This window comes from Sorangium sp. So ce406 (assembly GCF_051474675.1).
Classification (GTDB): domain Bacteria; phylum Myxococcota_A; class Polyangia; order Polyangiales; family Polyangiaceae; genus Sorangium; species Sorangium cellulosum_G.
The window spans coordinates 12,497,971-12,518,121 of the sequence record NZ_CP150340.1 but is presented as its reverse complement, the minus strand read 5'-3'; the positions used below and the strand labels follow the sequence as shown (position 1 = coordinate 12,518,121).

Below are 20,151 nucleotides of genomic sequence, written 5' to 3'. Positions count from 1 at the left end.
GGCTCAGAGGTGGACCGAGGCGATGCCGAGGGCGGCGCCGGCCACGATGAGCCAGAGCGAGCTCACGCGGTAACGGACCAGGAGGAGCGCCGCGAGGAGGGCAAGGGCGGCGGTGAGCCAGTCGACCACCGCGGCCCGGGCGAGGCGGTAGGAGACGACCGCCATCAGCGCGAGCGACGCGGCGTTCACGCCGTCGAGGAAGGCCGAGGCCACGGCAGATCGACGGAGGCGGGGGATCAGCGGGCCGCTCAGCGCGACGAAGAAGAACGCCGGAACGAAGATGCCCGCCGTGGCGACGAGAGCGCCCGGAATCCCGCCGAGGAGATAGCCGATGAACGTCGCCGTGGTGAAGACGGGACCGGGCGTCACCTGGCCGACCGCGACAGCGTCGAGGAGCTGCGCCTCCGTCATCCACCGGTACCGCTCCACGAGATCGGCGCGGAGAAACGCGAGGAGCACGTAGCCGCTCCCGAAGAGGACCGAGCCGACCTTGAGGAAGAACAGGAACAGCGGCAGGAGCCCGAACGGCGCGCTCGCCACGGCGGCCGTCGCGGCGGCGCCGCCGGCGAGCGGGACGGCCGCGCCGCCGGCGAGCGGGACGGCGGCCGCCGCGCCGGCAGAGGGGCCGGCGGAGCGCCCGGCGGCGAGCCGGTGCGCCACGGCGAGCGCGCCGGCGCCGGCCAGGACCGCGAGCTCGTGGACCCCGAGCAGGATGGCGCCAGCGCAGAGCGCCGCGAGGACGAGCGAGGGCGTCGAGCGCAAGCCGGCGCGGCCGAGACCGAAGAGCGCCTGGACCACCACGGCGATGATCACCGGCTTCACCCCGTAGAGGAGCGCTGACATCTCCGGCACCGCGCCGAACCGGACATAGCCCCACGCAAAGCCGAGCGTGATCAGCGCCGCCGGGAAGATGAAGCAGCTGCCGGCCACGAGCAGCCCCGCCCATCCGGCCTGGCGGTGTCCGATGTGGATCGCGAGCTCGGTCGAGCTGGGCCCCGGGATCAGGTTCGTCGCGCCATAGAGATCGAGGAAGTCCTCGCGCGTCATCCAGCCGCGCCGGCGGACCACCTCGTCCTCCATCATCGCGACATGGGCGGCAGGGCCCCCGAAGGCCGTGGTCCCCAGCCGGAGAAAGAGCCACGCGAGCTCCCGGAGCGCCGCGCCGCGCGCCTGCCCGGGCGCCCGGGCTCCGTCGCTGGCCAGGCCTTCACCCATGGGCCGTCTTTTTACCTGAAAACGGGCGCCGCCGCGCCTCCAGCGAGCCGCCGAGGGCGAGCCCTCCCGGCGGCCCCGGGCGCGGCCAGCGGCCGCCGGCGGCGCGTCAGTTGACGGGCGGCGGCGGGATCTCCGGCGGGACGAGGAAGAACACCTTGCGGGTGCTGAGCGTGGTCACGCCGTCGCCGGTGACGACGATGTTCGCCGTGAACATCTGCGGCTCCTCCGTGGGAGGCACCGAGACGTTGATCTTCGGGAGCACGTCGAAGCAGACCGTCGGCCCCGGGAAGACGTTGGTGAAGGTGTCCGCGACGGCGTCGAGGTTCTTGTCGATGACCCTGAGCCCGGAGGTGCAGGGCTCCGGGGCCAGGTTGTTGGCGATGATCCTGTCGACGAAGGCGCTCACGGCGTCGATCGTGTCGCTCTCGTCGTCCTCCGCCGCCGCCGAGATGTCGAGCGTGACGTAGGTCGTGAGCACCTTGATCGCCTGCACGACAGCCAGGTTCAGGCCGGTGCCGCTGCTGGAGACCACGAACACGAGGGGGCACTTGCCGTTCGTCGCCGTCACGCCCTTGCCGTTCTCGCCGGTGCAGCACTGGCCGACCGCGCACTGCGGCGGGCGCATGCCCTCCGGCCCCCACGCCGTCGGGGGAACCACCGAGCCGGTCGCGAGCGCGCCGGCCGTGAGGTCGGCCTTGGCCTGGCCCCCGTCGGAGGTGTTCGTCACCATGCCGATGACGCGGCCGCCCAGGCTGGTGATCGAGCTGAGCGCCTGCGTGTAGTTCGGCGACGAGAGCCTGGAGTAGTTGTTGCCCGGTATCGTGCCGTTGTGGCTCGGCACGTCGGTGATCATCACCACGATGGGCAGCGAGCCGGTGCGGAAGCCGACGCCGCCGAGGGTCCCCACCGTCTCGCCCGCCGGGACCGCGCCCGGCGGCGCGGTCATCGGGTTGAACGCAGGCACCTCGGCGTCCCCCTCGGTCGTGCCCGTCCCGTGCGCGATCTGATAAAGGGCCTCCCAGCCGCTCTCCGGCAGATCATTGCCGCCGCTCGCCCTGAGGGAGTCCACCGCGTCCTGCACCGATGCCCGCCCTGCCGGCGTGAGCACGCTCATCACCCGGTGCTCCAGGAAGAACGGCTGATCGGAGGTATCCCCGTACGGGGAGATCGGGAAGTCCTTGTAATGGGTCACGCCGATGCCGATGCTCGGGATCTCCTCGGCGAGCTGATCGATCATCTCCTGGAGCGCGTGCTGCAGGTTCGAGATCGAGCCGCTCATCGAGCCGGTGGTGTCCATCGCGAACACCACGTCCGCCTGCGAGATGTTGGTCGAGAAGTCGAGCGTGTCCTGCGCCGGCGTCGGATCGTCCCGATACGGCACCACGAACACGAAATCCCCGTTGGCGTGGGGGTTGTCCAGATCGTCGTTCGGGTTCGTGCCGGCCGCGAGCTCGATGAGGTCGCTCACCCCGTCCTCATCCGTGTCCTCGCTCGCGGTGCTGGACTCCCCCGGATCGAGCACGCCGTCGCAATTGATGTCCTCGAGCTGGTCGAGCAGGCCGTCGTTGTCGCTGTCCAGATCGAAGAAATCGCCCCCGCCGTCGAGGTCGCTGTCGACCGGCGGCATGTCGGGATCGCCGTCGCCCCGCTCGACCTCGTCGGGCCGGCAATCGTCGTCCGAGTCGAGATCGCGGAACGCCGGGATCCCGTCGTTGTCGGCGTCGAGCTCCCGCTCGAAGCGATCCAGGATGCCGTCGTTGTCCGAGTCGGTGTCGCGGAAGTCAGGCCGCCTGTCGCCGTCGGTGTTGATCGGATCCGACAGGTCCGGGCCGATCTCCAGCTTGTCAGAGAGGCCATCGCCGTCGTCGTCGAGGTCCGCGTAATCGGGCAGACCGTCGTCGTCGAGATCGTCGTCGCCCTCCTCCCCGTCGGGGATCCCGTTCCCGTCGGAGTCCTCGTCCCGGAAGTCGGGCACCCCGTCGTCGTCGCTGTCCGGCAGCGTCATTTGCCCTGGCCGGACAGCGCCCTCGACCTTGTCGGGTATCCCATCGTTGTCCGAGTCGGTGTCCTCGAAGTCCAGCTCCCCATCACCATCCGTGTCGATCGCGTCGATGCGCCCTTCGTCCTCGTCGCTGATGCCGTCCTCGTCCGTGTCCTCGACCTTCGGCGACGGCTCGCCGGTCGTCGTGGCCGGCGTCGGCAGCTTGTCGTTCGACGCGGCGTTGCAGCCGAGCGGCACCGCGAGCAAGAGGCTGTAGAGGAGAGGGCGAAGACTGCGACGCATAGGAACTCCTGCGCGAATGTGGGTGCAAAATCCTAGACCCTTCGCTCAATCCGGATCAACCCACATTCCATGGCGAGCGTGCCCTCTCTGCCTTCGACAGCCCGGTGGATCGCCGCGGAGAGATCAGCGCGGACCGGCGGAACGCGCGCCTCTCCGGCAGCGGCCGAGATGTCGCCTGATGCGCTGGCAACGGAACGCAGGGCGCCTCCGCCGCAAGCGCTCGACCGCGACCTTACCGCCGCCTGTGCTTCAGAGAAGTTTCACGCGAGGCACCATGACGGTCACCGCTTCCCCCGCCGGCGCCGGCGCCTCTTCCCGGTAAGGGCAATGGCGGCACTTCGAGTTGCAACAGTATCCGCGCTTCAGGTGATACGACGCCTTGAAAACCACCCGGCCTCCCTCGAGGTAATAGTCCTCGCCCTCGATCGCCTTGGGAGGTTTCGGCCCGCGCATCTACCCTCGATCAAGCTACTCTGAAATGCCCACGGGCGCCATCGGGCCCTCCCTCCGTCCCCGCCCTCATCGTCAACCACGTCCTCGCGCGCGCGAGGGCGAGGACGCCGGCGCCGCGACGTCCGCGCGCCTCCCGTGCTACGCCTGCGCCGCCCGCCGTACCTCGCCTTCAACGGCTGGTCCGCCTGCGATGCCCGATCGATCCTGCTCGAAGCTCCTCCGCGCCCTGCTCCCGCTCCTCGCCGCGACCGGCTGCGACGGCTGCCCGAGCTCCAAGCCGTACACGCCCTACACGCTCGGCTCGGCGACGCCCGCCGGCTCGCCGCCCCCGCTGAGCGGCGTGGCCCCCGGCGCGGCCGACGCCGGCCCCGAGGCCGACGCCGGCGACCAGGACGCCGCCGCCTCGCCCCGCTTCGCGGTCGTGCCCAGCGTCCCTGCGCCCGCGGGCGGCAAGCAGTGGCCGCTCGAGGGCGGCGCCGTGGTCGCCGCGCCGACCGGCCGCACCTTCGAGGCCGGGCTCCTCCTCGACGCCGACGGGGACGGCGCGCGCGACCTCGTCGCCTGGGCGCGGTCGCCCGACGGCCTGCGCGGCGAGCTCCTGTTCGCGCCCGCCGCGCGGCCGCAGGCGCTGCGCACGCTCGCCGCGCTCCCGGGCGATCTCGCCGCGCAGGGGTGCGCCCCGCGCGTCGGCCTGAGCCAGATCGGCCCGTCCGCGCTCACCTTCGATTTCGCCCCGCAGTGCGGCGATCCGCAGCGCGCCGCCAGCGCGGGCGCCACGCGCTGGATCGCGGTGCTCCGCCTCCCCGGCGCGGGCGCGCCGCCGGAGCTCGCCCTGGAGCTCCGCCTCCGGACCCCGCCGCCCGAGGAGGCGCTCTCCGCCTCCCTCGAGGTCGTCGACCGCGACGCGGACGGCCGCGACGACCTCGTCGTGTCGGTCGGCCTCGCGGGCGCGCTCCGCCCCTTCTCCGCCCCCGCCGCCAAGGGCGCCGCCGCCGAGCTCCGCGTCCCGCTGGTCTTCCTCGATCGCCCCGCCGGCCTGTCGCGCGACGCGGCGCAGCCCGGCGAGGCGCTGCGCGGCCTCGCCGCCTCCCTGCTCCGCGACGCGCGCGGCAAGTCCACCGCGCCGTCGGTGGCCGCCGCCGCACAGCGGCTGCGCCGGCTCCACGCCGTCCTCTGCGCCGACGCCGCGGGCGGCGGCGGCGCGAGCGCCGGCCGCGACGCCGCGCGCGCGGGCGAGGCGCTCGTCTGGACGGGCGTCGGCCCCGTGCGCTGCGGGGAGCCGGGCCTCGCGGAGGCGATCGACCACGCCGAGGCCGTCGCCGCGTCCACGCGGGGCGCGCCGCTCGCGGCGATCGCGGCGCTCGACCGCGGGGGCGCCGAGCCCCGCGCCAAGGAGGACGCCAGGCTCCTCGCGAAGCTCGCGCCGCCGGCGACGGCCGCCGCCGTGTACCGCACCGCCGCCGCGCCGCAGCCGGCCGGCCGCGGCGCCTTCGGCCCGCTCGCGTTCGAGGCGAGCGGCGCGCTGCTCGTCCGGACCGCGCAGGGCGTCGTGCGCGTCGACCCCGCGGCGTCCACCGAGTCGGCGACCGACGTCCCGCCCTGGCCCGCGGCGGTCCACGCCGGCCCGGCGGAGCTCGTCGCCGTCGAGCGGCGCTGCGACGCGCCCACGCTGCTCGCGCTGTTCCGCAGCTCCCCCGACGCCGTCGGCGAGATGGAGGTCCCGCTCCCGCTGCTCCGCGCCCAGGGCCCTCGCGCCCGCGCGGCCTCGCCCGAGCGCTGCGCCGGGACCGAGAAGCTGCCCTTCGCCCCGCTCGCCGCGTCCGAGCGCGGCTTCGACATCGCCCTCGGCGCCGCGCTGGTCTCGATCGACCTGCGCGCCGCCGCGCCGACGTCGGCCGCGCTGTCGTTCCCGCTCACCACGCCCGCCCCGCAGGGCGCGCCGCGGTCGCCCGACGGCGCCACGCTCGCGGTCCCAGCCGCCGGCGGGCTCCTCGTCGCGACGGCGGGCGGCGCCGCGCGCCTCTGGTCGGGCGGCGACCTCGCGCAGGCGACGGCGTGCGCGCCGGCCAACGGGGGAGCCCGCGTCGCGTGCGTCGTCGGCGCGGCTGCGGTGATCTTCGAGGCGAAGTGACCCCCGGCGGCACGTCGGCCCGGGGGTCAGCCGAGGATCAGCCCTTGTTGACGCGCTCCAGGTACTTGCCCTCGGCCGTGTCGATCTTGATCCACTCGCCCTCCTTCACGAAGAGCGGGACGTTGACCGTCGCGCCGGTCGACACCGTGGCGGGCTTGGTGGCGCCGCTCGCCGTGTCGCCCTTCACGCCCGGCTCGCTGCTCACGATCTGGAGCACCACGTGAGGGGGCATGCTGACGCCGATCGGCTGCCCGTTGAACAGGGTCACGTCGATCGACATCCCGTCGCTCAGCCACTGGGAGTCCTCGCCGATCTTCTCGCCGGGGACGGTGAGCTGCTCGCCGGTGGCCGGGTCCATGAACACGAAGTCCGTGCCCTCGGGATAGATGTACTGGAGGCTGCGCTCTTCCACGTCCGCCGGCTCCAGCTTCTCACCCGATTTGTACGTCCGCTCCAGCACGGCGCCGGTCGCCATGTTCCGGATCTTGACGCGGGTGAACGCCTGCCCCTTTCCCGGCTTGACGAACTGGAAGTCGATGACCGAGTAGGGCTGGCCGTCGACCATCATCTTGAGGCCTTTTCGGATGTCGCTTGTGTCCATGGGCAGAGCTTCCTGGTAGCGTAAGGGCGGCCTGTCGGCGAGGCCGGGGACCGCGGGCGCGGCCCCCTGGCGCGGCTCGGGCGTCCGCGTTCGCGGCGTTCCGGGCGCGGTCGGGGACCGCGTGCGCGGCCCCCTTAGCACGAGCGCGGCCCCCTGCACAGGGCGCGGTTTCAGGACCTGAAAATGCACGACTTCGACGACGAGCTCCGGGAGATCAAGCGTGAGATCGTGGAGTCCCGTGGGCTCATCATCAAGACGAACAACCTCACGAACGCCCTCGCCGCCGATCTGAAGAGCATCTCCAAGCGCCAGATGGCGTACGAGCGGCGCGCCTTCTGGAACAGCGCGAGCGCGAACCTGCTCTTCGTGATCGTGGTGATCGGCGTGGTCAAGCTCGCCTGGGACGCGCGCGTCGACGCCGTCCAGGCCGAGACCAAGGGCGCGCGCGACCGCATCGCGAAGCACGAGGCCGATCTCAAGGAAATGCAGCAGCGGAGCGACGCGCGGGCCAAGGCCGAGAGCGACGCCGCGGCGTTTTACGAGCTCATCCGTGCCGAGCGGCGGCAGGAGGTGATCGAGGGCTTCGAGGCGCTGCGGAAGGCGCCGCTCACCCGGGCCGAGCTCGCGTTCTTCACGGACGCGGTCGACAAGGCGCGGTCGGAGCTCTCGATCAAGTCGTACCAGACGGGCCTCGATCACATGCGGACGGGCCGCTGGCACGAGGCCGCGGTCGCCTTCGAGGACGCGATCCGCCAGAAGGAGACGGCGTCGCACACCCCCTCGGCCCGGCTCAACCTGGCGCGCGCCTACCGCAGGCTGAACCGGCAGCGCGACGCGATCCCGCTGCTCATGACGCTCTCCGAGGCGTCGCCCGACCGCGAGGTCATGGACGACGCGACCTTCCTCCTCGCCGAGTGCCTCCTCGACATCCAGGCCTGGAACGACGCGAAGACGACGCTGCGCTCGTTCATTCGCCGCTTCCCGGACAGCGCGTTCATCAACGACGCGCGCCTCGCGCTGGCCGACGTATCGCTCCGGCACTGACGCGCGCCGCGCAGCGCGCATCGGGCGTTGGCCGGCGCCGGCCGGCGCTGCCCGGGCGCGCGCCGCGCCGCGCGACGCGGGCGCCGGCCTCAGGACCGGGAGCGCACGTCGATCCGCCGCGGCTCGTCCTGCTTCTCGAACCAGCTCGACCGGAGCTGGCGGCGGAAGCCTGACGCGAACAGGCAATCGCGAAACGCGTTCTGCTCGAAGGTCACCGCGCTGTGCGCGATGGGGGCGTGGATGAAGATCGCGCGGCCGCTCAGGAGCTGCTTGCGCGTGAGCTCGCCCGGGCGGCGCTCGTGCAGGCACGAGACCCCCTGCGCCTCGAGCGCGCGCGCGAGCTCCAGGTTCAGCCGCCGCACGTCGCCCGCGACGAAGTGGCTGATCAGCTTGTGCCTCTCGCGCCCCGACCGGTCCTTCCGCTCGAGCACCCAGTCGCGGTACGCGTCGACCTCGCCGTACAGCGCGTCGAAGAGGTACACCTCGTTCACCTCGCAGCCGCCGTGGCGGAGGCACGCGGCCGCGACGCGGTATCCGCCCGAGTGCGCCGACAGGCAGAGCATGCCGAGCCTCGCCTGCCGCGGGACGGCAGCGTCGCCGAGCGCCCGCCGCGCCGCGGGGCTCGAGAGCACCGCCGCGAGCTCGCCGCAGAGGCGCCGGAGGCCGCCCTGCTGCCCCAGCTTGCCCGGGGGCGACTCGGCCGCGTTCACCGCGCCCTGCGGCACGACGAGCACCGCGTTCTGCTTGCTCTCGTGGAGCTGCTCGCGGAGCTTGTGCGCCGCGATGGCCCGCTCCGCGGTGGTGACGTGGCCGTGGAAGTGCATCACGAGGTCGAGCTCACCGCTCTCCGGCGCGCGGTAGTGGGCCGGCACGAAGACCATCACCGTCTCGTCCCGGTACGGCGCGCCGTCGCAGGGGAACGGCGCCTGCGACAGCTCGAGCTTCAGCGTCACGCCGATCGCGGAGGTCTCTACCCCCTTCACCCTCGACGCCGCGGCGAGCGCCGGCGCCGGGTCCCAGAGCCCCGGCGCCGCCGCGGCGCCGCCCGCCACCCCGAGCGCCCGGAGGAACGCCCGGCGGCCGAGCGCGGGCGCTGCGAAGCGGGACAACCTGCCGTCCTCGTCCGATGCCACCCCGGCGCGCGTACACCACGCGCCGGATCAGGGCCAAGAAACGGCCAGGGCGGGGGCTACTGGCCGCCGACCGCCGCGGTGCTCACCTGCGCGAGCAGGTCCTGGATGCGCCGGACGAGCTTCGCCGGCTCCTGCACCACGCCCTCGACGAGGAGGGCCTGGTCGAGGAGCAGCTCGGACCACTGCTTCACCCGCTCCGAATCGGGCTCGCGCCCGGCCAGGATGTTGAGGTTCTTCACGACCGGGTGCCCCGGGTTGAGCTCCAGGATCCGCTTCGACTCCTCGGTGTTCTGGTCGATGAGCTTCATGATCCGCTCGAGGTTCGCCCCTGGGTCGCCCTCGGCGGCGACGAGGCAGCTCGCGCTGTCGGTCAGGCGCCGCGAGACGCGCACGTCCTTCACGCGGTCGCCCAGCGCCGCCTTGACCGCCGCCACGGCCGCGTCCACCGACGCCTCGGGCTCGTCCTTCTTCTCCGGCTCGCCGCCGAGGTCGACGTCGCCGTGCGTCACGCTCTTGAGCCGGCGCTTGTCGAACTCGTTCAGCGCCTTCACGAACCACTCGTCGACCGGATCGACGAGGAACAGCACGTCGTAGCCGCGCTTCCGGAACGCCTCGAGGTGCGGGCTCTGCTCGACCGCGCGGCGGCCGAGCCCCGTCACGTAATAGATCTCCTTCTGCCCGTCCGGCATCTTCTCCACGTAGTCGCGCAGCGAGATCACCTTGCCGGCCTCGGTATTCATCGACTCGAACCGGCAGAGCTCGGCGATCGCGTCCTTGTTCTTCCAGTCGCTGGTGGCGCCTTCCTTGATGACCCGGCCGAACTCCTTCCAGAAGGTCGCGTAGCGCTCGGGGTCCGACTCGGAGAGGTCCTTCAGCGCCTTGAGCACCTGCTTGACGATCTGCTGCTCGATCTGCGAGAGCGTGCGGTTCTCCTGGAGCATCTCACGCGAGACGTTCAGCGACAGATCCTCGGAGTCGACGACGCCGCGCAGGAAGCGCAGGTACATCGGCGTGAGCTTGTCGCAGTCCTCGACGATGAGGACCCGCTTCGCGTAGAGGCGGATCGCCCTGCGGTCCTTGTGGAACATGTCCGCCGGCGCCTTCTCGGGCACGTAGAGCAGCGCGTGGAACTGCACCGGCGCGTCGATCGACAGGTGCACGGTGAGCAGCGGCTTTTCCCCCTCGTAGCCGCCGGTCACGTGCCGGAAGAACTCGGCGTGCTGCTCCTCGGTGATCTGCGACTTGGGCAGCGTCCAGAGCGCGGCCGAGCGGTTCGCGACCTCGTCGTTCACCTTGATGGGGAAGTGGACGAAGTCGGAGTACTTGCGGATGATCTCCTTGACGCGCCAGGCCTTCGTGTACTCGCGCGCGTCCTCCTTGAGGTGGAGGACGATCTTCGTGCCGGGGTGCTCGCGATCGCCGGGGGCCACGGTGAAGGAGCCCGCGCCGGCCGACCGCCACAGGACGGGCTCGGCGCCCGGCAGCATCGAGCGGGTCTGCACGTCGACGCGCGAGGCGACCATGAACGCGGCGTAGAAGCCGACGCCGAACTGGCCGATGAGCTGCAGCTTGCCGCCTTCCTTCTTCTGCTTCGCGGCCTCGGCGTTGGCCTTCAGGAACTCCAGCGACCCCGAGCGCGCGATGGTGCCGAGGTTCTCCACCACCTCGTCGCGGGTCATGCCGATGCCGTTGTCCTCGATGGTGAGGGTCCGGGCGGCGTCGTCGAGCGTGATGAGGATCGCGGGCTCGCCCGCCTGCTCGGCGACGCCCTCGCGCGTGAGGGCCAGGAAGCGCGCCTTGTCCAGGGCGTCCGACGCGTTCGAGATGAGCTCGCGCAGGAAGACCTCCTGGTTGGCGTAAAGCGAGTTGATGACCAGCGCGAGGACCTGCTGCACCTCGGCCTGGAAGGGGAGCTCGACGGCCCCGGCCGCCCTGGCCTCATCGGACGTGGGCGGCGCGGGAGGCGGGGAGCCCGGCTCCGCGCCCGAGGGCTGGGCAGAGGGCGTGGGTCCGCTGGTTTCGGGGTTCTGGCTTTCCGTGTTCATCTCGGCGACCAAATGGATCCGATTTTCGAAACGGCAATCCCCTGACGCGCCGTCGAGCGACACCCCTACCGCGCCCCCGGGCCCCGCCCATCTCCGCGCTCGCCTGCCGCGGCGCTCCCAGGCCAGGGGTCGGGGCTCACCGGGTCACCCGGGTCGCGATCTGCGCCGAGGTCGGACGCTGCGCGCCTGGCCTCTCACGTCGAGGTCGCTGTCCCCGATCCCCGCATGTACGCTCGGCTTTTCTGGAGGGTTTGGGTTTCTTCGGGGGGGCAGGGGCGCTAGATTCACGGAGGTTGCACCCACGCCGTCGGGGAAATCTGTTGTGGTAGCACTTCTCCGTGCAGTACTCCGTCTTGTCCCGACAATCGGGATCTTGGCGCTCGCGGGGTGCGGCGACCGGGGCAAGGCGACGGCCGGTGCGGACGCGAAGCGCCCTCCCGCCTTGCTCCAGTTCGAGGGTTATCTCTACGTCCCCACGGAGACGAGCGATTTCAAGATCCTCGAGCGCGTGCGGGCGCAGACGCGCTCCCTGTTCACGGGGCTGCGGCGCTCCCGGGTGATGGTGAGCCGGCGCGAGGTCCAGGGCGCGACCACGGACCTCTTCGTCAAGGAAGCCGTCACCGTCGTCGACACGGCCACGGGGCAGCGCGACGTCGCGCTCCGCGTGCGGTACCGCTACGTGGCCCGGCCGGAGATCGCGAACGGCATCGACGGTCGCACGGAGCTCGCGCTCGCGCTGCTGCACCGGGAGGACGACGCGGTCGCGGAGCGGGTGCTCCAGGAGTGCACGGCGAAGCCCGAGCTGACCAGGGGGGGTCACAGCGCCGTCGGCCTCGATTTCGATCCGTCCCTCCCGAGATGCAAGGCCGCGATCGACGCGGAGCAGGCGGCGATCGACGCCGCGCGCGCGAAGGTCCCCGAGCTCGCCGGCGCGCCGCCGGGGTCCGCCACGGACACCGTGACGGTCGAGGAGGTCCGGCGCGTGTACCTCCCGACCCGGGTGACGGTCGAGCTCCGCGACCGGAAGCCGGGCGAGGTCGCGCCGCGCTACATCCCGGTGGATCGCCCGGAGGAGATCGCGCGGGGCCCGGTGGTGGACCCTTCCGGCGCCGAGCTTCCCGAGGAGCTCGAGCCGGCGGCGGTGATCATCGACCCGGATGTCGCGACGCGCACGCCGGAGGAGAGGGCGATCGCCGAGGGCACGCTGCTGCCGAAGATGCCCGGGTCGGGCGGCACGACCGCCGAGATCGGCGGGAAGCGGCTACCCCAGGTCGTGAGCCCCGCGGTCGCGGAGGCGCAGCAGCGCAAGGCGGCGGAGGCCCAGAACGATCGGTTCGAGATCCCGTTCGAGACGCTGGCCGACCCCAAGTTCCTGGTGGTGTGGCTGAGCCTCCTGATGGCTTACCCCATCCTCCGGGGCGACCCGCGGAAGCGGGGCTGACGTCGCCGCGCTCTCGATCCGGGGGGCGGCGACGTCGAGCTCGGCGCGGAGCATCGAGCGGATGCGCTCCGAGAGCGACGCGCCCGCGGGGAGCGCGCACTAAGGTTCTCGCCATGATGCTGCGTCTCATGGGGATATTCAGTCTCGCATTCGTGGAGACGGCCGTCGAGCGCGCCCGCCGGGGGCCCGCTCGCCCGAGCTGGGGCTTCGGCTTCGAGTGGGTTGTCCGGGCGCTCCGCCGCGACTTCATCGACATGCTCGGCTGGCCGTATCCGAGGATGCGCGCCGACATGGACGCGCGCTTCTATCCCGGGAAGGCCGTCCGTCGCGTCAAGCGAACGGGCGACACGTTGCGGGGCATCCCTGCGGTGTGGTTCGAGCCGCCGGGCGCGATGGCTCGAGGGGTCGTCCTCTATTTTCATGGAGGCTCGTACCTGTTCGGCTCCACGAAGACCCACGCGGACATGATGGCGCGGCTCGCGCTGGCGAGCGGCGCGCGCGTGGTGGGGATCGACTACCGGCTCGGGCCGGAGCATCGCTATCCCGCCCAGCTCGACGACGCGCTCGCCGCCTTCGACGCGCTGGTCGAGCGGGGCCACGCGCCCGGGGAGATCGCGCTCGCGGGCGACTCCGCCGGGGGCAACCTCGCGCTCGTGGCCCAGCTCGCGCTGCGCGACCGGGGCGAGCAGGCGCGCTGCGCCGCGCTCGTCTCTCCCTGGCTCGACCTCACCTCGAGCAGCGCCTCGACGCGCGCGAACGAGCCGACCGATTACGGGACCACGGAGGGCCTGTTGCGCCAGGCGCGCGACTTCGCGGGCGCGATCCCGCTCGACGACCCCCGGCTGTCTCCGCTGCACGCGCGGCTCGACGGCGTGGCGTCGCTGTTCATCCAGGTCGGCGACGCCGAGCGCCTCCATGACGAGGGCCTGGAGCTCGCGCGGCGGGCCCGCGAGGCGCGTGTCGACGTGACGCTCGACGTGCTGCGCGACATGCCGCACAACGGACCGGTCCTCGCCGAGTACCACCCTGAAGCCGCCCGGGGGGCCGAGACGCTGGGATCGTACCTGCGAGCGTGCCTGTCGGGGGCCGCGCAGGCGCCACGTCCACGGGAGTCGTCGCCGCGTGATGGGGAGTCTGCGCACCGGGCCTGAGCGCCGCGCCGCGCCGGTTGCGGTGCGCGCGCGCCGCGCGTACTGGATCGCGCCCACGGGTTCGCCTCGTGGGGACCTCGAGGAGGACGGAGACGATGACCCCTTCCCAGGAACTTGTCGATCTGGCCCAGCGGCTGGCGGACGCGAGCGGCGCCGTGATCCGGCGCTATTTCCGCAAGGGCATCGAGGCCGACGACAAGGAGGACGCGAGCCCGGTGACGGTCGCGGACCGCGAGGCGGAGGCGGCCTTGCGGGACATCCTCGCCGCGCGCGCCCCGGGTCACGGGATCGTGGGAGAGGAGCTCGGCCGCGAGAACGAGGGGGCGGAGCTCGTGTGGGTGCTCGATCCCATCGACGGGACGAAGGCGTTCATCACGGGCAAGCCGCTCTTCGGCACGCTCATCGCCCTGCTGCACCGGGGGCGGCCCGTGCTCGGCGTCATCGATCAGCCCGTGCTCGGGGAGCGCTGGCTCGGCGTGGTGGGCCGGGAGACGCTGTGGAACGGCGAGCCGGCGCGCGTCCGCGCCTGCGCGGGGCTCTCGGAGGTGCGCCTCTCCACGACGGGGCCGCAGTACTTCTCGCCGGCGGCGGCGCGCGCCTTCGGGGCGGTCGCGGCCCGGGCGAAGCTCGTGAGCTACGGGGGCGACTGTTACCAGTACGGCCTCGTGGCGAGCGGCTGCGTCGATGTCGTCGTCGAGCACGGCCTCAAGCTCCATGACTTCGCGGCGCTCGTCCCCGTGATCACCGGCGCCGGAGGGCTCATGACCGACTGGGAGGGGCGCCCCCTCGACGCCGCGAGCGCCGGGGACGTGGTGGCCGCCGGCGACCCGCGCGCCCACGCCGAGGTGCTCGCCGCGCTCCGCGCCGGCCGTCCGGAGCGAGGCGATGGCTGAGGCGGGCTGAGGGCTGCGCGCCAGAGCCTTGCCGGCCGGACCGTCGCGCGCCCGGCCCATGGCTCATGCGCGGAGCCCTCGGTGCTGGAGCGCGAGGGCGTTCTTCAGCACCGGATCCAGCGCGGCGGTGAGCGTCACGAAGCCGCTGAGCCAGGAGAGCAGCGCCGCGAAGTACAGGGCGAAGATGTTGTGCGCCGCCGCGAGCGGGTCGATGTCGCCCCCGACCTCGCCGCGCGCCTGGGCGTCGCGCACGAGGGCCGCGATGCGGTGCAGGAACGCGAACGTGAGGGCGTTCATCCGCTCTCCGTTCGGGCCTGACGCGCCCGGAAAGGCCTTCACGAACGCCTGCGACACGAGCGGCTGCTCGCCGTACATCGCGAACAGCCGCTGGAAGACGTGGAGGAGCTGCGGGAGCAGGGGCTCCTTCCGCGGCAGCGCCGCGAACGCCGCGTCGACCGTGGCAGCGATCCGGTCGTGCATCACCAGCATGAGCAGGTCGGCCTTGTCGCGCGCGTGCACGAACACCGTCCCCGTCGCGACCTCCGCGCGCTCCGCGACCGCCTTGGTCGTCGCGTCGTCGTAACCGAGCTCGGTGAAGAGCGCCCACGCGGCGTCCCGGATCCGCCGGCGGGTGTCGAGCTTCTGCTGCGCGCGCCCGCCGTGCCCGGGCGCCGGCGTCGACGGCGCGGCCGGCGTCGCAGCTCCCTTCCGGCGCTTCGCCGAGCCTTTACTGACCTTGCTCATCGTCCGGGTAATCTGTTTCCTCGCACGCGTTCAAGTCAATCCCCACTGAGGCTTGACAGGACGAGTGCGCATGATGACCATGGTCAGTGACTGAAGTCATTGAATGAGGTGGTGCCATGGCTCTGGTCCAATACGACGAAGGCCTCACGATGCGGCAGGCGCGGGCGATCTACTTCGACGTGAACCGCTTCGGCGCGGACGGCGGGTACGGCGACGCGTGGGTCGACTTCAAGCTCGGCCCGCTCCCCGTCCCGTTTCCGAACACGCAGGCGCGCCTGCGCGCGGTCCGCTACCACGACCTGCACCACGTGCTCACGGGCTACGACACGAACACGATCGGCGAGTTCGAGATCTCGGCCTGGGAGATCGGCGCCGGCTGCAAGGACTTCGTCGCCGCGTGGCAGCTCAACCTGGGCGGCCTCTTCGCCGGGTTGCTCTCGGCGCCCCGCCGCACGGTCCGCGCGTTCTTCCGCGGCCGCCGCAGCGAGACCCTGTATGGCCGCCCGTTCGAGGCGCTGCTCGACCGCACGGTGGGCGAGCTGCGCCGGGAGATGCGCGTGGACACGCCCTCGTCAGGCCCGGCGGCGAGCGACGTGCTCTGGCTCGCGCTCGCTAGCCTCGCGGGCCTCGCAGTGGGCGTCCTCGGATTCGCGTTCGTGCTCGTCGTGGCGCCGATCGGGATCGTGAACCTGGCGCTGCGCCGCCGGCGACAAGCAGCCGGCTGAGCCCGCGCGCGGCGTGTCCTCCCCCACCCCTCGGTCGCCGCGTCCGTCCTCCCCGCTCTGCGCGCGCCCCGCGCCTTCCCCCGCCCCAGCTTGACCTGGCGCCCGCCCCGCACGAGGATCCGCCCCGTGCCCCAGCGAAAGCGCTACCTCTTCGTCTGCGTCAACCGCCGCCCCGACGGCGTTCCGAAGGGCTCCTGCGCCCAGCGCGGCGCCGAGGGCATCCACGCGCAGCTCAAGGCCGCCCTCGCCGAGCGCGGCCTCGCGAAGGTCGAGGCGCGCGCCTGCACCTCGAGCTGCCTCGACGTCTGCTGGGCCGGCCCCGTCATCGCGGTGGAGCCGGACGGCTACTTCTACGGCCGCGTGACGGCCGCGGACGTCCCCGAGATCGTCGACGCCCTCGCCGCCGGCCGCCGCGTCGAGCGGCTCGTGCTCCCGCCCGAGGACTTCACGGAGGCGACGGCCGGCCCGCCGCTGCCGGCGCCGCCCCGCGGCGCCACGCCGGGGGCGTGATGCGCGGCTTCGAGTTCTGCGAGACCATGGCCGGGAGCTTCCACCTGGTCGACGCCCCCGCCGACGAGCGGCCCATGTCGTTCACGATCCGCGCCCGCTCGCGCGGCCTGCTCCACTTCCTGCGCAAGCCCGAGGTCGAGATCGAGGGCGAGATCGACGCCGAGGGGTTCGCCGACCACCGCTACCTGTCCGGGCGGCTCGGGCTCGACCTCGCGCGCACCGGCACCCTGCCCTACTCCTTCGAGTTCACCGCCAACGACGGCCGCCGCTGCGCGTTCGCCGGCCGCAAGACCGTCCGCCCCGGCGACCTCCTCGAGTCGATGACCGTCCTGCCCGGCGTCCTCGTCGGCGAGGGCGGCGCCGTGATCGGCGAGGCGCTCCTCCGCTTCGACCTGCGGAGCGACCTGCTCCGGTTCCTGAAGAGCTTCCGCGCCACGAGGTAGCCGCCATGCGAAGACTCGATCCCGCCGCGAGCGCGGTCATCGTCATCGACGTCCAGGAGAAGCTCGCCGCCGCGATGCCGGCGCCCCAGATGGACGCGCTGACCCGCGCGGCGACGGTGCTCATCGAGGCGGCGCGGCGCCTCGGCGCGCCCGTGCTCGCGACCGAGCAGTACCCAGCGGGGCTCGGGCGGACCATCGCGCCCATCGCCGAGAAGCTCGCCCAGGCGGGCGCGCCGGTCCTCCCCAAGATGGAGTTCTCCGCCTGCGACGCCGTCGAGTTCGATCGCGCGCTCACCCAGCGCGCCCCCCGCACCGCCGTCGTCGTCGGCCTGGAGGCGCACGTCTGCGTCTTCCAGACCGTGCGCGACCTCGCCGGCCGCGGCGTCGAGGTCCACGTGCCCCTCGACGGCGTCGCCTCGCGCCGCGACGACCACCGGCTCGCCGGCCTCGACCTCTGCCGCGCGGCCGGCGCCACGATCACGACCGCGGAGACCCTCGTCTTCGACTGGCTCCGGGTCGCCGGGACGGACGATTTCAAGCACCTCTCGAAGCTCATCCGCTGACCCGGTGACGCCGCCCCGCGCCCCGTCGAGCCCCGGATCGCTCGCTTTCCCGGGCAGCGCATCCTGACAACGTCGGCGTGCCACTTTGTCAGACCGGCCGATCGGACTTTGTCAGACCCGTGCTCGGCTGGACACGGCACTCGCGCCTATGACATAGTGGCGCATGGCTGACGATCTGGCACAAGTCGGAGCACCGCCGAGCGCGCCTCCGCCCGCTGGCGCCGCGCCGCCGCCCGGCGCCCCGACGGTCCTCGTGGTCGACGACGAGCCGTCGAACGTCGCCTCCATCGAGAAGATCTTCCAGCGCGACGGCATGCGCGTCATCACGGCGGACAGCGCCAAGGCGGCGCTGGAGATCGTGCGCAGCCGCCGCGTCGAGGTCGTCCTCACCGACCTGATGATGCCGGGGGTCAGCGGCCTCGAGCTGCTCCGCGCGCTGAAGCAGATCGCGCCCGACACCGAGGTCGTGATGATGACCGCGTACGGGACCGTCGAGACCGCGGTCCAGGCCATGCGCGAGGGCGCCTACGACTTCGTCGAGAAGCCGCTCAAGCGGATGACGATCATCAAGAGCGTGCGCAAGGCGGCCGAGCGCCAGTCGCTCGTCGCCGAGAACCGCTCGCTGCGGCAGGAGATCAAGCTGCTCACGAAGCGCGAGATCGTCGGCTCGAGCCCGACGCTCCGCCGCGTGCTCGACATCGCGACGCAGGCGGCGCCCTCGAGCGCCACGGTGCTCGTGCTCGGCGAGAGCGGCACCGGCAAGGAGCTGCTCTCGCGCTTCATCCACGAGCGCAGCGCCCGGTCGCGCGGGCCGTTCGTCGCGGTCAACTGCGCCGCCATCCCGGAGACCATCCTCGAGGCCGAGCTCTTCGGCCACGAGCGCGGGGCGTTCACCGGCGCCCTCGCCAAGCGCGAGGGCCGCTTCGCCAAGGCCGCCGGCGGCACGCTGTTCCTCGACGAGATCGGCGAGCTCTCGCCGGCCGTGCAGGTGAAGCTCCTCCGCGTGCTCCAGGAGGGCGAGTACGAGCCCGTCGGCGGCGACACCGTGCGCGCCGACGTGCGCCTCGTCGCGGCCACCAACAAGGACCTCCGCGCCGAGGTCGCCGCCGGCCGCTTCCGCGAGGACCTGTTCTACCGGCTCAACGTGATCGCGATCACGGCGCCCCCGCTCAGGACCCGGCGCGAGGACATCCCGCTCCTCGTCGACCACTTCCTCGGCGTCTATTGCACGAAGAACAACCGCCCCCGCCTGGAGGCGCCGCGCGACGTGCTCGCGCGCCTCACCGACTACACGTGGCCGGGCAACGTCCGCGAGCTAGAGAACGTGATCGAGCGCGCCGTGGTGCTCTGCCGCGGCGACCAGCTCTCGGTCGACGACCTGCCCGACTTCATCCGCGAGGCCGCCCCGGCCGAGCCGAGCTCGCTCACCTTCTCGGTCGGCACCCCCCTCGACGAGGTCGAGCGCAGGCTCATCCGCGAGACGCTCCGCCACGCCCGGGGCGACAAGTCGGTGGCCGCGCAGCTCCTCGGCATCTCCACGCGCACCATCTATCGAAAGCTCGGCGAGCTGGAGTGACGCGGCGCGCCCCCCCGCGGACAGGGCCCGCCCCGGCTTGCCGGCACCCCCGTGAAAATCCATTTGTCACTTTGGCAAGGCGAGGCCGTCCGACGCGCTCCGGGTGCGTCACCTTGGCGGGGCAGCTTCCGTGATTCCGTGAAAATGGCGGCGAGCTGCCGAAGATTGACCACTGGCATGGAACTCGCCTAGAGGAGCATGGGCGCATGGGCATCGACGCGATCCTGAAGCGGTATTTTCCCTGGGTGCTGGGCGTGTTGATCGCGCTCGCCGCCTATTTCCAGGCGTCGGGCATGGGTCAGCTCGTGGCCTCCAGCGTCGCGGTCGACGCGCCGCCGCCGCCGCCGCCGAGCCCCCCGGCGCGCCCGGGGGCGTTCGGGTCGACCGCGAGCACCGACCACGCGACGAACGCCGGGCCGATCCTCTCGCGGAACCCGTTCGACTCGGTGACGGGGCCCCTCGACGGCAAGCCGGTCGAGCTCCCGAACGTCCAGCAGGAAATGGCCAACAAGGACCCGTACGCGGATCCGTCGTGCGACGGCACCCGGGTCCTGCTCATCACGCAGGCCGAGGATCCGGAGTGGTCGTTCGCGGCCATGGCCGGCTCGGACGGCAAGGCGATCTTGCGCCGGCAAGGGGATGAGATCGCCGGGCAGACCGTTTACTACGTGGGGTGGGATCGGGTCTGGCTGACCTCCGGCAGCGCGCGCTGCCAGGCCATCGTGGGCGGCACCAACGCCGGCGCGCGGGCCAGCGCCTCGCCGGCGCCCACGACGGCGCCGCCGCCCACGGCGTCGACGTCGAAGGCGGCCGCCCGCGGCGGCAAGAAGGTCCCGCCGGAGATCGCCTCGAAGATCCAGCGGGTGAGCGAGACGGAGTTCAACGTGGAGCGCAGCGCGGTCGACGCCATCCTGGAGAACCAGGGCGAGCTGATGCGCTCTGCGCGCATCGTCCCCGAGAAGGAGGGCGACAAGGTGGTCGGCATCCGTATGTTCGGAATTCGACCGGACTCGCTGCTCGGGACGCTCGGCCTGGAGAACGGAGATCGGCTGTCCAGCATCAACGGGTTTGAGATGAGCGATCCGCAGAAGGCCCTCGAGGCCTATGCGCGGCTCCGGACGGCGGACAGGCTCACGGTGACGATCAACCGCAAGGGAAAGCCGATGAACATCGACTTCAACATCAAGTGAGCGCTCCGG

General features: G+C 72.3%; 18 protein-coding genes. 11 read left to right on the top strand and 7 right to left on the bottom strand.

Annotated elements, in window-relative coordinates:
* Positions 1-3: 3 nt before the first annotated feature.
* The 3 genes from chrA to WME96_RS47045 all read right to left on the bottom strand — a co-directional run bounded on the left by chrA (position 4) and on the right by WME96_RS47045 (position 3,952).
* Positions 4-1,215 (bottom strand): chromate efflux transporter, encoded by a 1,212-nt coding sequence (gene chrA / locus WME96_RS47055; protein ID WP_437288061.1) that lies wholly within the window; start codon positions 1,213-1,215, stop codon positions 4-6.
* A gap of 106 nt (positions 1,216-1,321) precedes the next feature.
* Complete coding sequence (locus tag WME96_RS47050) at positions 1,322-3,499, bottom strand: VWA domain-containing protein (protein WP_437288060.1); 2,178 nt, start codon at positions 3,497-3,499, stop codon at positions 1,322-1,324.
* 249 nt (positions 3,500-3,748) lie between these two features.
* A complete protein-coding gene (locus WME96_RS47045) occupies positions 3,749-3,952 on the bottom strand; it encodes a DUF5522 domain-containing protein (protein ID WP_061615806.1) in 204 nt (67 codons plus the stop codon).
* Between the two features lie 190 nt (positions 3,953-4,142).
* On the opposite strand from WME96_RS47045, the gene WME96_RS47040 reads away from it, so the two are divergent.
* Entirely contained in the window at positions 4,143-6,083 is a 1,941-nt protein-coding gene (locus tag WME96_RS47040; RefSeq protein WP_437288059.1) for a hypothetical protein, read from the top strand.
* Positions 6,084-6,120: 37 nt separating this feature from the next.
* On the opposite strand, the gene efp is transcribed toward WME96_RS47040, so the two are convergent.
* Complete coding sequence (gene efp / locus WME96_RS47035) at positions 6,121-6,684, bottom strand: elongation factor P (protein ID WP_061618946.1); 564 nt, start codon at positions 6,682-6,684, stop codon at positions 6,121-6,123.
* A gap of 183 nt (positions 6,685-6,867) precedes the next feature.
* Between efp and WME96_RS47030 the strand changes: the two genes are divergently transcribed.
* Positions 6,868-7,728 (top strand): tetratricopeptide repeat protein, encoded by an 861-nt coding sequence (locus tag WME96_RS47030; protein ID WP_061607258.1) that lies wholly within the window; start codon positions 6,868-6,870, stop codon positions 7,726-7,728.
* A gap of 89 nt (positions 7,729-7,817) precedes the next feature.
* On the opposite strand, the gene WME96_RS47025 is transcribed toward WME96_RS47030, so the two are convergent.
* Together WME96_RS47025 and htpG are read right to left on the bottom strand one after the other, a co-directional pair.
* The gene (locus WME96_RS47025; protein WP_437288058.1) at positions 7,818-8,837 is read right to left on the bottom strand and encodes a hypothetical protein; all 1,020 of its coding nucleotides are present in this window, start codon (positions 8,835-8,837) and stop codon (positions 7,818-7,820) included.
* 80 nt (positions 8,838-8,917) lie between these two features.
* The gene (gene htpG, locus WME96_RS47020) at positions 8,918-10,906 is read right to left on the bottom strand and encodes a molecular chaperone HtpG (protein ID WP_437288057.1); all 1,989 of its coding nucleotides are present in this window, start codon (positions 10,904-10,906) and stop codon (positions 8,918-8,920) included.
* Between the two features lie 373 nt (positions 10,907-11,279).
* On the opposite strand from htpG, the gene WME96_RS47015 reads away from it, so the two are divergent.
* From WME96_RS47015 to hisN, 3 genes are all read left to right on the top strand, one after another.
* Positions 11,280-12,347, top strand: coding sequence for a hypothetical protein (locus WME96_RS47015; RefSeq protein ID WP_437288056.1), 1,068 nt, complete (start codon positions 11,280-11,282; stop codon positions 12,345-12,347).
* 113 nt (positions 12,348-12,460) lie between these two features.
* Positions 12,461-13,498, top strand: coding sequence for an alpha/beta hydrolase (locus tag WME96_RS47010; RefSeq protein WP_437288055.1), 1,038 nt, complete (start codon positions 12,461-12,463; stop codon positions 13,496-13,498).
* Positions 13,499-13,593: 95 nt separating this feature from the next.
* Positions 13,594-14,391, top strand: coding sequence for a histidinol-phosphatase (hisN, locus tag WME96_RS47005; RefSeq protein WP_437288054.1), 798 nt, complete (start codon positions 13,594-13,596; stop codon positions 14,389-14,391).
* A 63-nt stretch (positions 14,392-14,454) separates the two neighbouring features.
* Here the strand turns inward: hisN and WME96_RS47000 are convergent, their stop codons facing one another.
* Positions 14,455-15,135, bottom strand: coding sequence for a TetR/AcrR family transcriptional regulator (locus WME96_RS47000; protein WP_437288053.1), 681 nt, complete (start codon positions 15,133-15,135; stop codon positions 14,455-14,457).
* A 116-nt stretch (positions 15,136-15,251) separates the two neighbouring features.
* Here WME96_RS47000 and WME96_RS46995 point away from each other — a divergent pair, with 116 nt between their 5' ends.
* The 6 genes from WME96_RS46995 (at position 15,252) to gspC (ending at position 20,142) form a co-directional block, all read left to right on the top strand.
* Entirely contained in the window at positions 15,252-15,860 is a 609-nt protein-coding gene (locus WME96_RS46995) for a hypothetical protein (RefSeq protein WP_437288052.1), read from the top strand.
* A gap of 126 nt (positions 15,861-15,986) precedes the next feature.
* Positions 15,987-16,370, top strand: a complete 384-nt coding sequence (locus tag WME96_RS46990) for a (2Fe-2S) ferredoxin domain-containing protein (RefSeq protein WP_437288051.1) — start codon at positions 15,987-15,989, stop codon at positions 16,368-16,370.
* Positions 16,370-16,813: a hypothetical protein gene (locus tag WME96_RS46985; RefSeq protein WP_433932443.1), complete on the top strand. Its 444-nt coding sequence runs from the start codon at positions 16,370-16,372 to the stop codon at positions 16,811-16,813. Before WME96_RS46990 ends, WME96_RS46985 begins: the two co-directional genes overlap by 1 nt.
* A 5-nt stretch (positions 16,814-16,818) precedes the next feature.
* Positions 16,819-17,376 (top strand): isochorismatase family protein, encoded by a 558-nt coding sequence (locus WME96_RS46980; protein WP_433932442.1) that lies wholly within the window; start codon positions 16,819-16,821, stop codon positions 17,374-17,376.
* A 163-nt stretch (positions 17,377-17,539) separates the two neighbouring features.
* The gene (locus WME96_RS46975; protein WP_437288050.1) at positions 17,540-18,952 is read left to right on the top strand and encodes a sigma-54-dependent transcriptional regulator; all 1,413 of its coding nucleotides are present in this window, start codon (positions 17,540-17,542) and stop codon (positions 18,950-18,952) included.
* A gap of 206 nt (positions 18,953-19,158) precedes the next feature.
* A complete protein-coding gene (gspC, locus tag WME96_RS46970) occupies positions 19,159-20,142 on the top strand; it encodes a type II secretion system protein GspC (protein WP_437288049.1) in 984 nt (327 codons plus the stop codon).
* The last annotated feature ends 9 nt before the right edge of the window (positions 20,143-20,151 follow it).

Bases quoted from the DNA above. Each gene is read 5' to 3' on its own strand.
- WME96_RS46995 (WP_437288052.1), top strand. From the start codon at position 15,252: ATGGCTCTGGTCCAATACGACGAAGGCCTCACGATGCGGCAGGCGCGG.
- hisN (WP_437288054.1), top strand. From the start codon at position 13,594: ATGACCCCTTCCCAGGAACTTGTCGATCTGGCCCAGCGGCTGGCGGAC.
- WME96_RS47010 (WP_437288055.1), top strand. From the start codon at position 12,461: ATGATGCTGCGTCTCATGGGGATATTCAGTCTCGCATTCGTGGAGACG.
- WME96_RS47030 (WP_061607258.1), top strand. From the start codon at position 6,868: ATGCACGACTTCGACGACGAGCTCCGGGAGATCAAGCGTGAGATCGTG.
- gspC (WP_437288049.1), top strand. From the start codon at position 19,159: ATGGGCATCGACGCGATCCTGAAGCGGTATTTTCCCTGGGTGCTGGGC.
- WME96_RS46985 (WP_433932443.1), top strand. From the start codon at position 16,370: ATGCGCGGCTTCGAGTTCTGCGAGACCATGGCCGGGAGCTTCCACCTG.
- efp (WP_061618946.1), bottom strand. From the start codon at position 6,684: ATGGACACAAGCGACATCCGAAAAGGCCTCAAGATGATGGTCGACGGC.
- chrA (WP_437288061.1), bottom strand. From the start codon at position 1,215: ATGGGTGAAGGCCTGGCCAGCGACGGAGCCCGGGCGCCCGGGCAGGCG.
- WME96_RS47000 (WP_437288053.1), bottom strand. From the start codon at position 15,135: ATGAGCAAGGTCAGTAAAGGCTCGGCGAAGCGCCGGAAGGGAGCTGCG.
- WME96_RS47040 (WP_437288059.1), top strand. From the start codon at position 4,143: ATGCCCGATCGATCCTGCTCGAAGCTCCTCCGCGCCCTGCTCCCGCTC.
- WME96_RS46975 (WP_437288050.1), top strand. From the start codon at position 17,540: ATGGCTGACGATCTGGCACAAGTCGGAGCACCGCCGAGCGCGCCTCCG.
- WME96_RS47050 (WP_437288060.1), bottom strand. From the start codon at position 3,499: ATGCGTCGCAGTCTTCGCCCTCTCCTCTACAGCCTCTTGCTCGCGGTG.
- WME96_RS46980 (WP_433932442.1), top strand. From the start codon at position 16,819: ATGCGAAGACTCGATCCCGCCGCGAGCGCGGTCATCGTCATCGACGTC.
- htpG (WP_437288057.1), bottom strand. From the start codon at position 10,906: ATGAACACGGAAAGCCAGAACCCCGAAACCAGCGGACCCACGCCCTCT.
- WME96_RS47045 (WP_061615806.1), bottom strand. From the start codon at position 3,952: ATGCGCGGGCCGAAACCTCCCAAGGCGATCGAGGGCGAGGACTATTAC.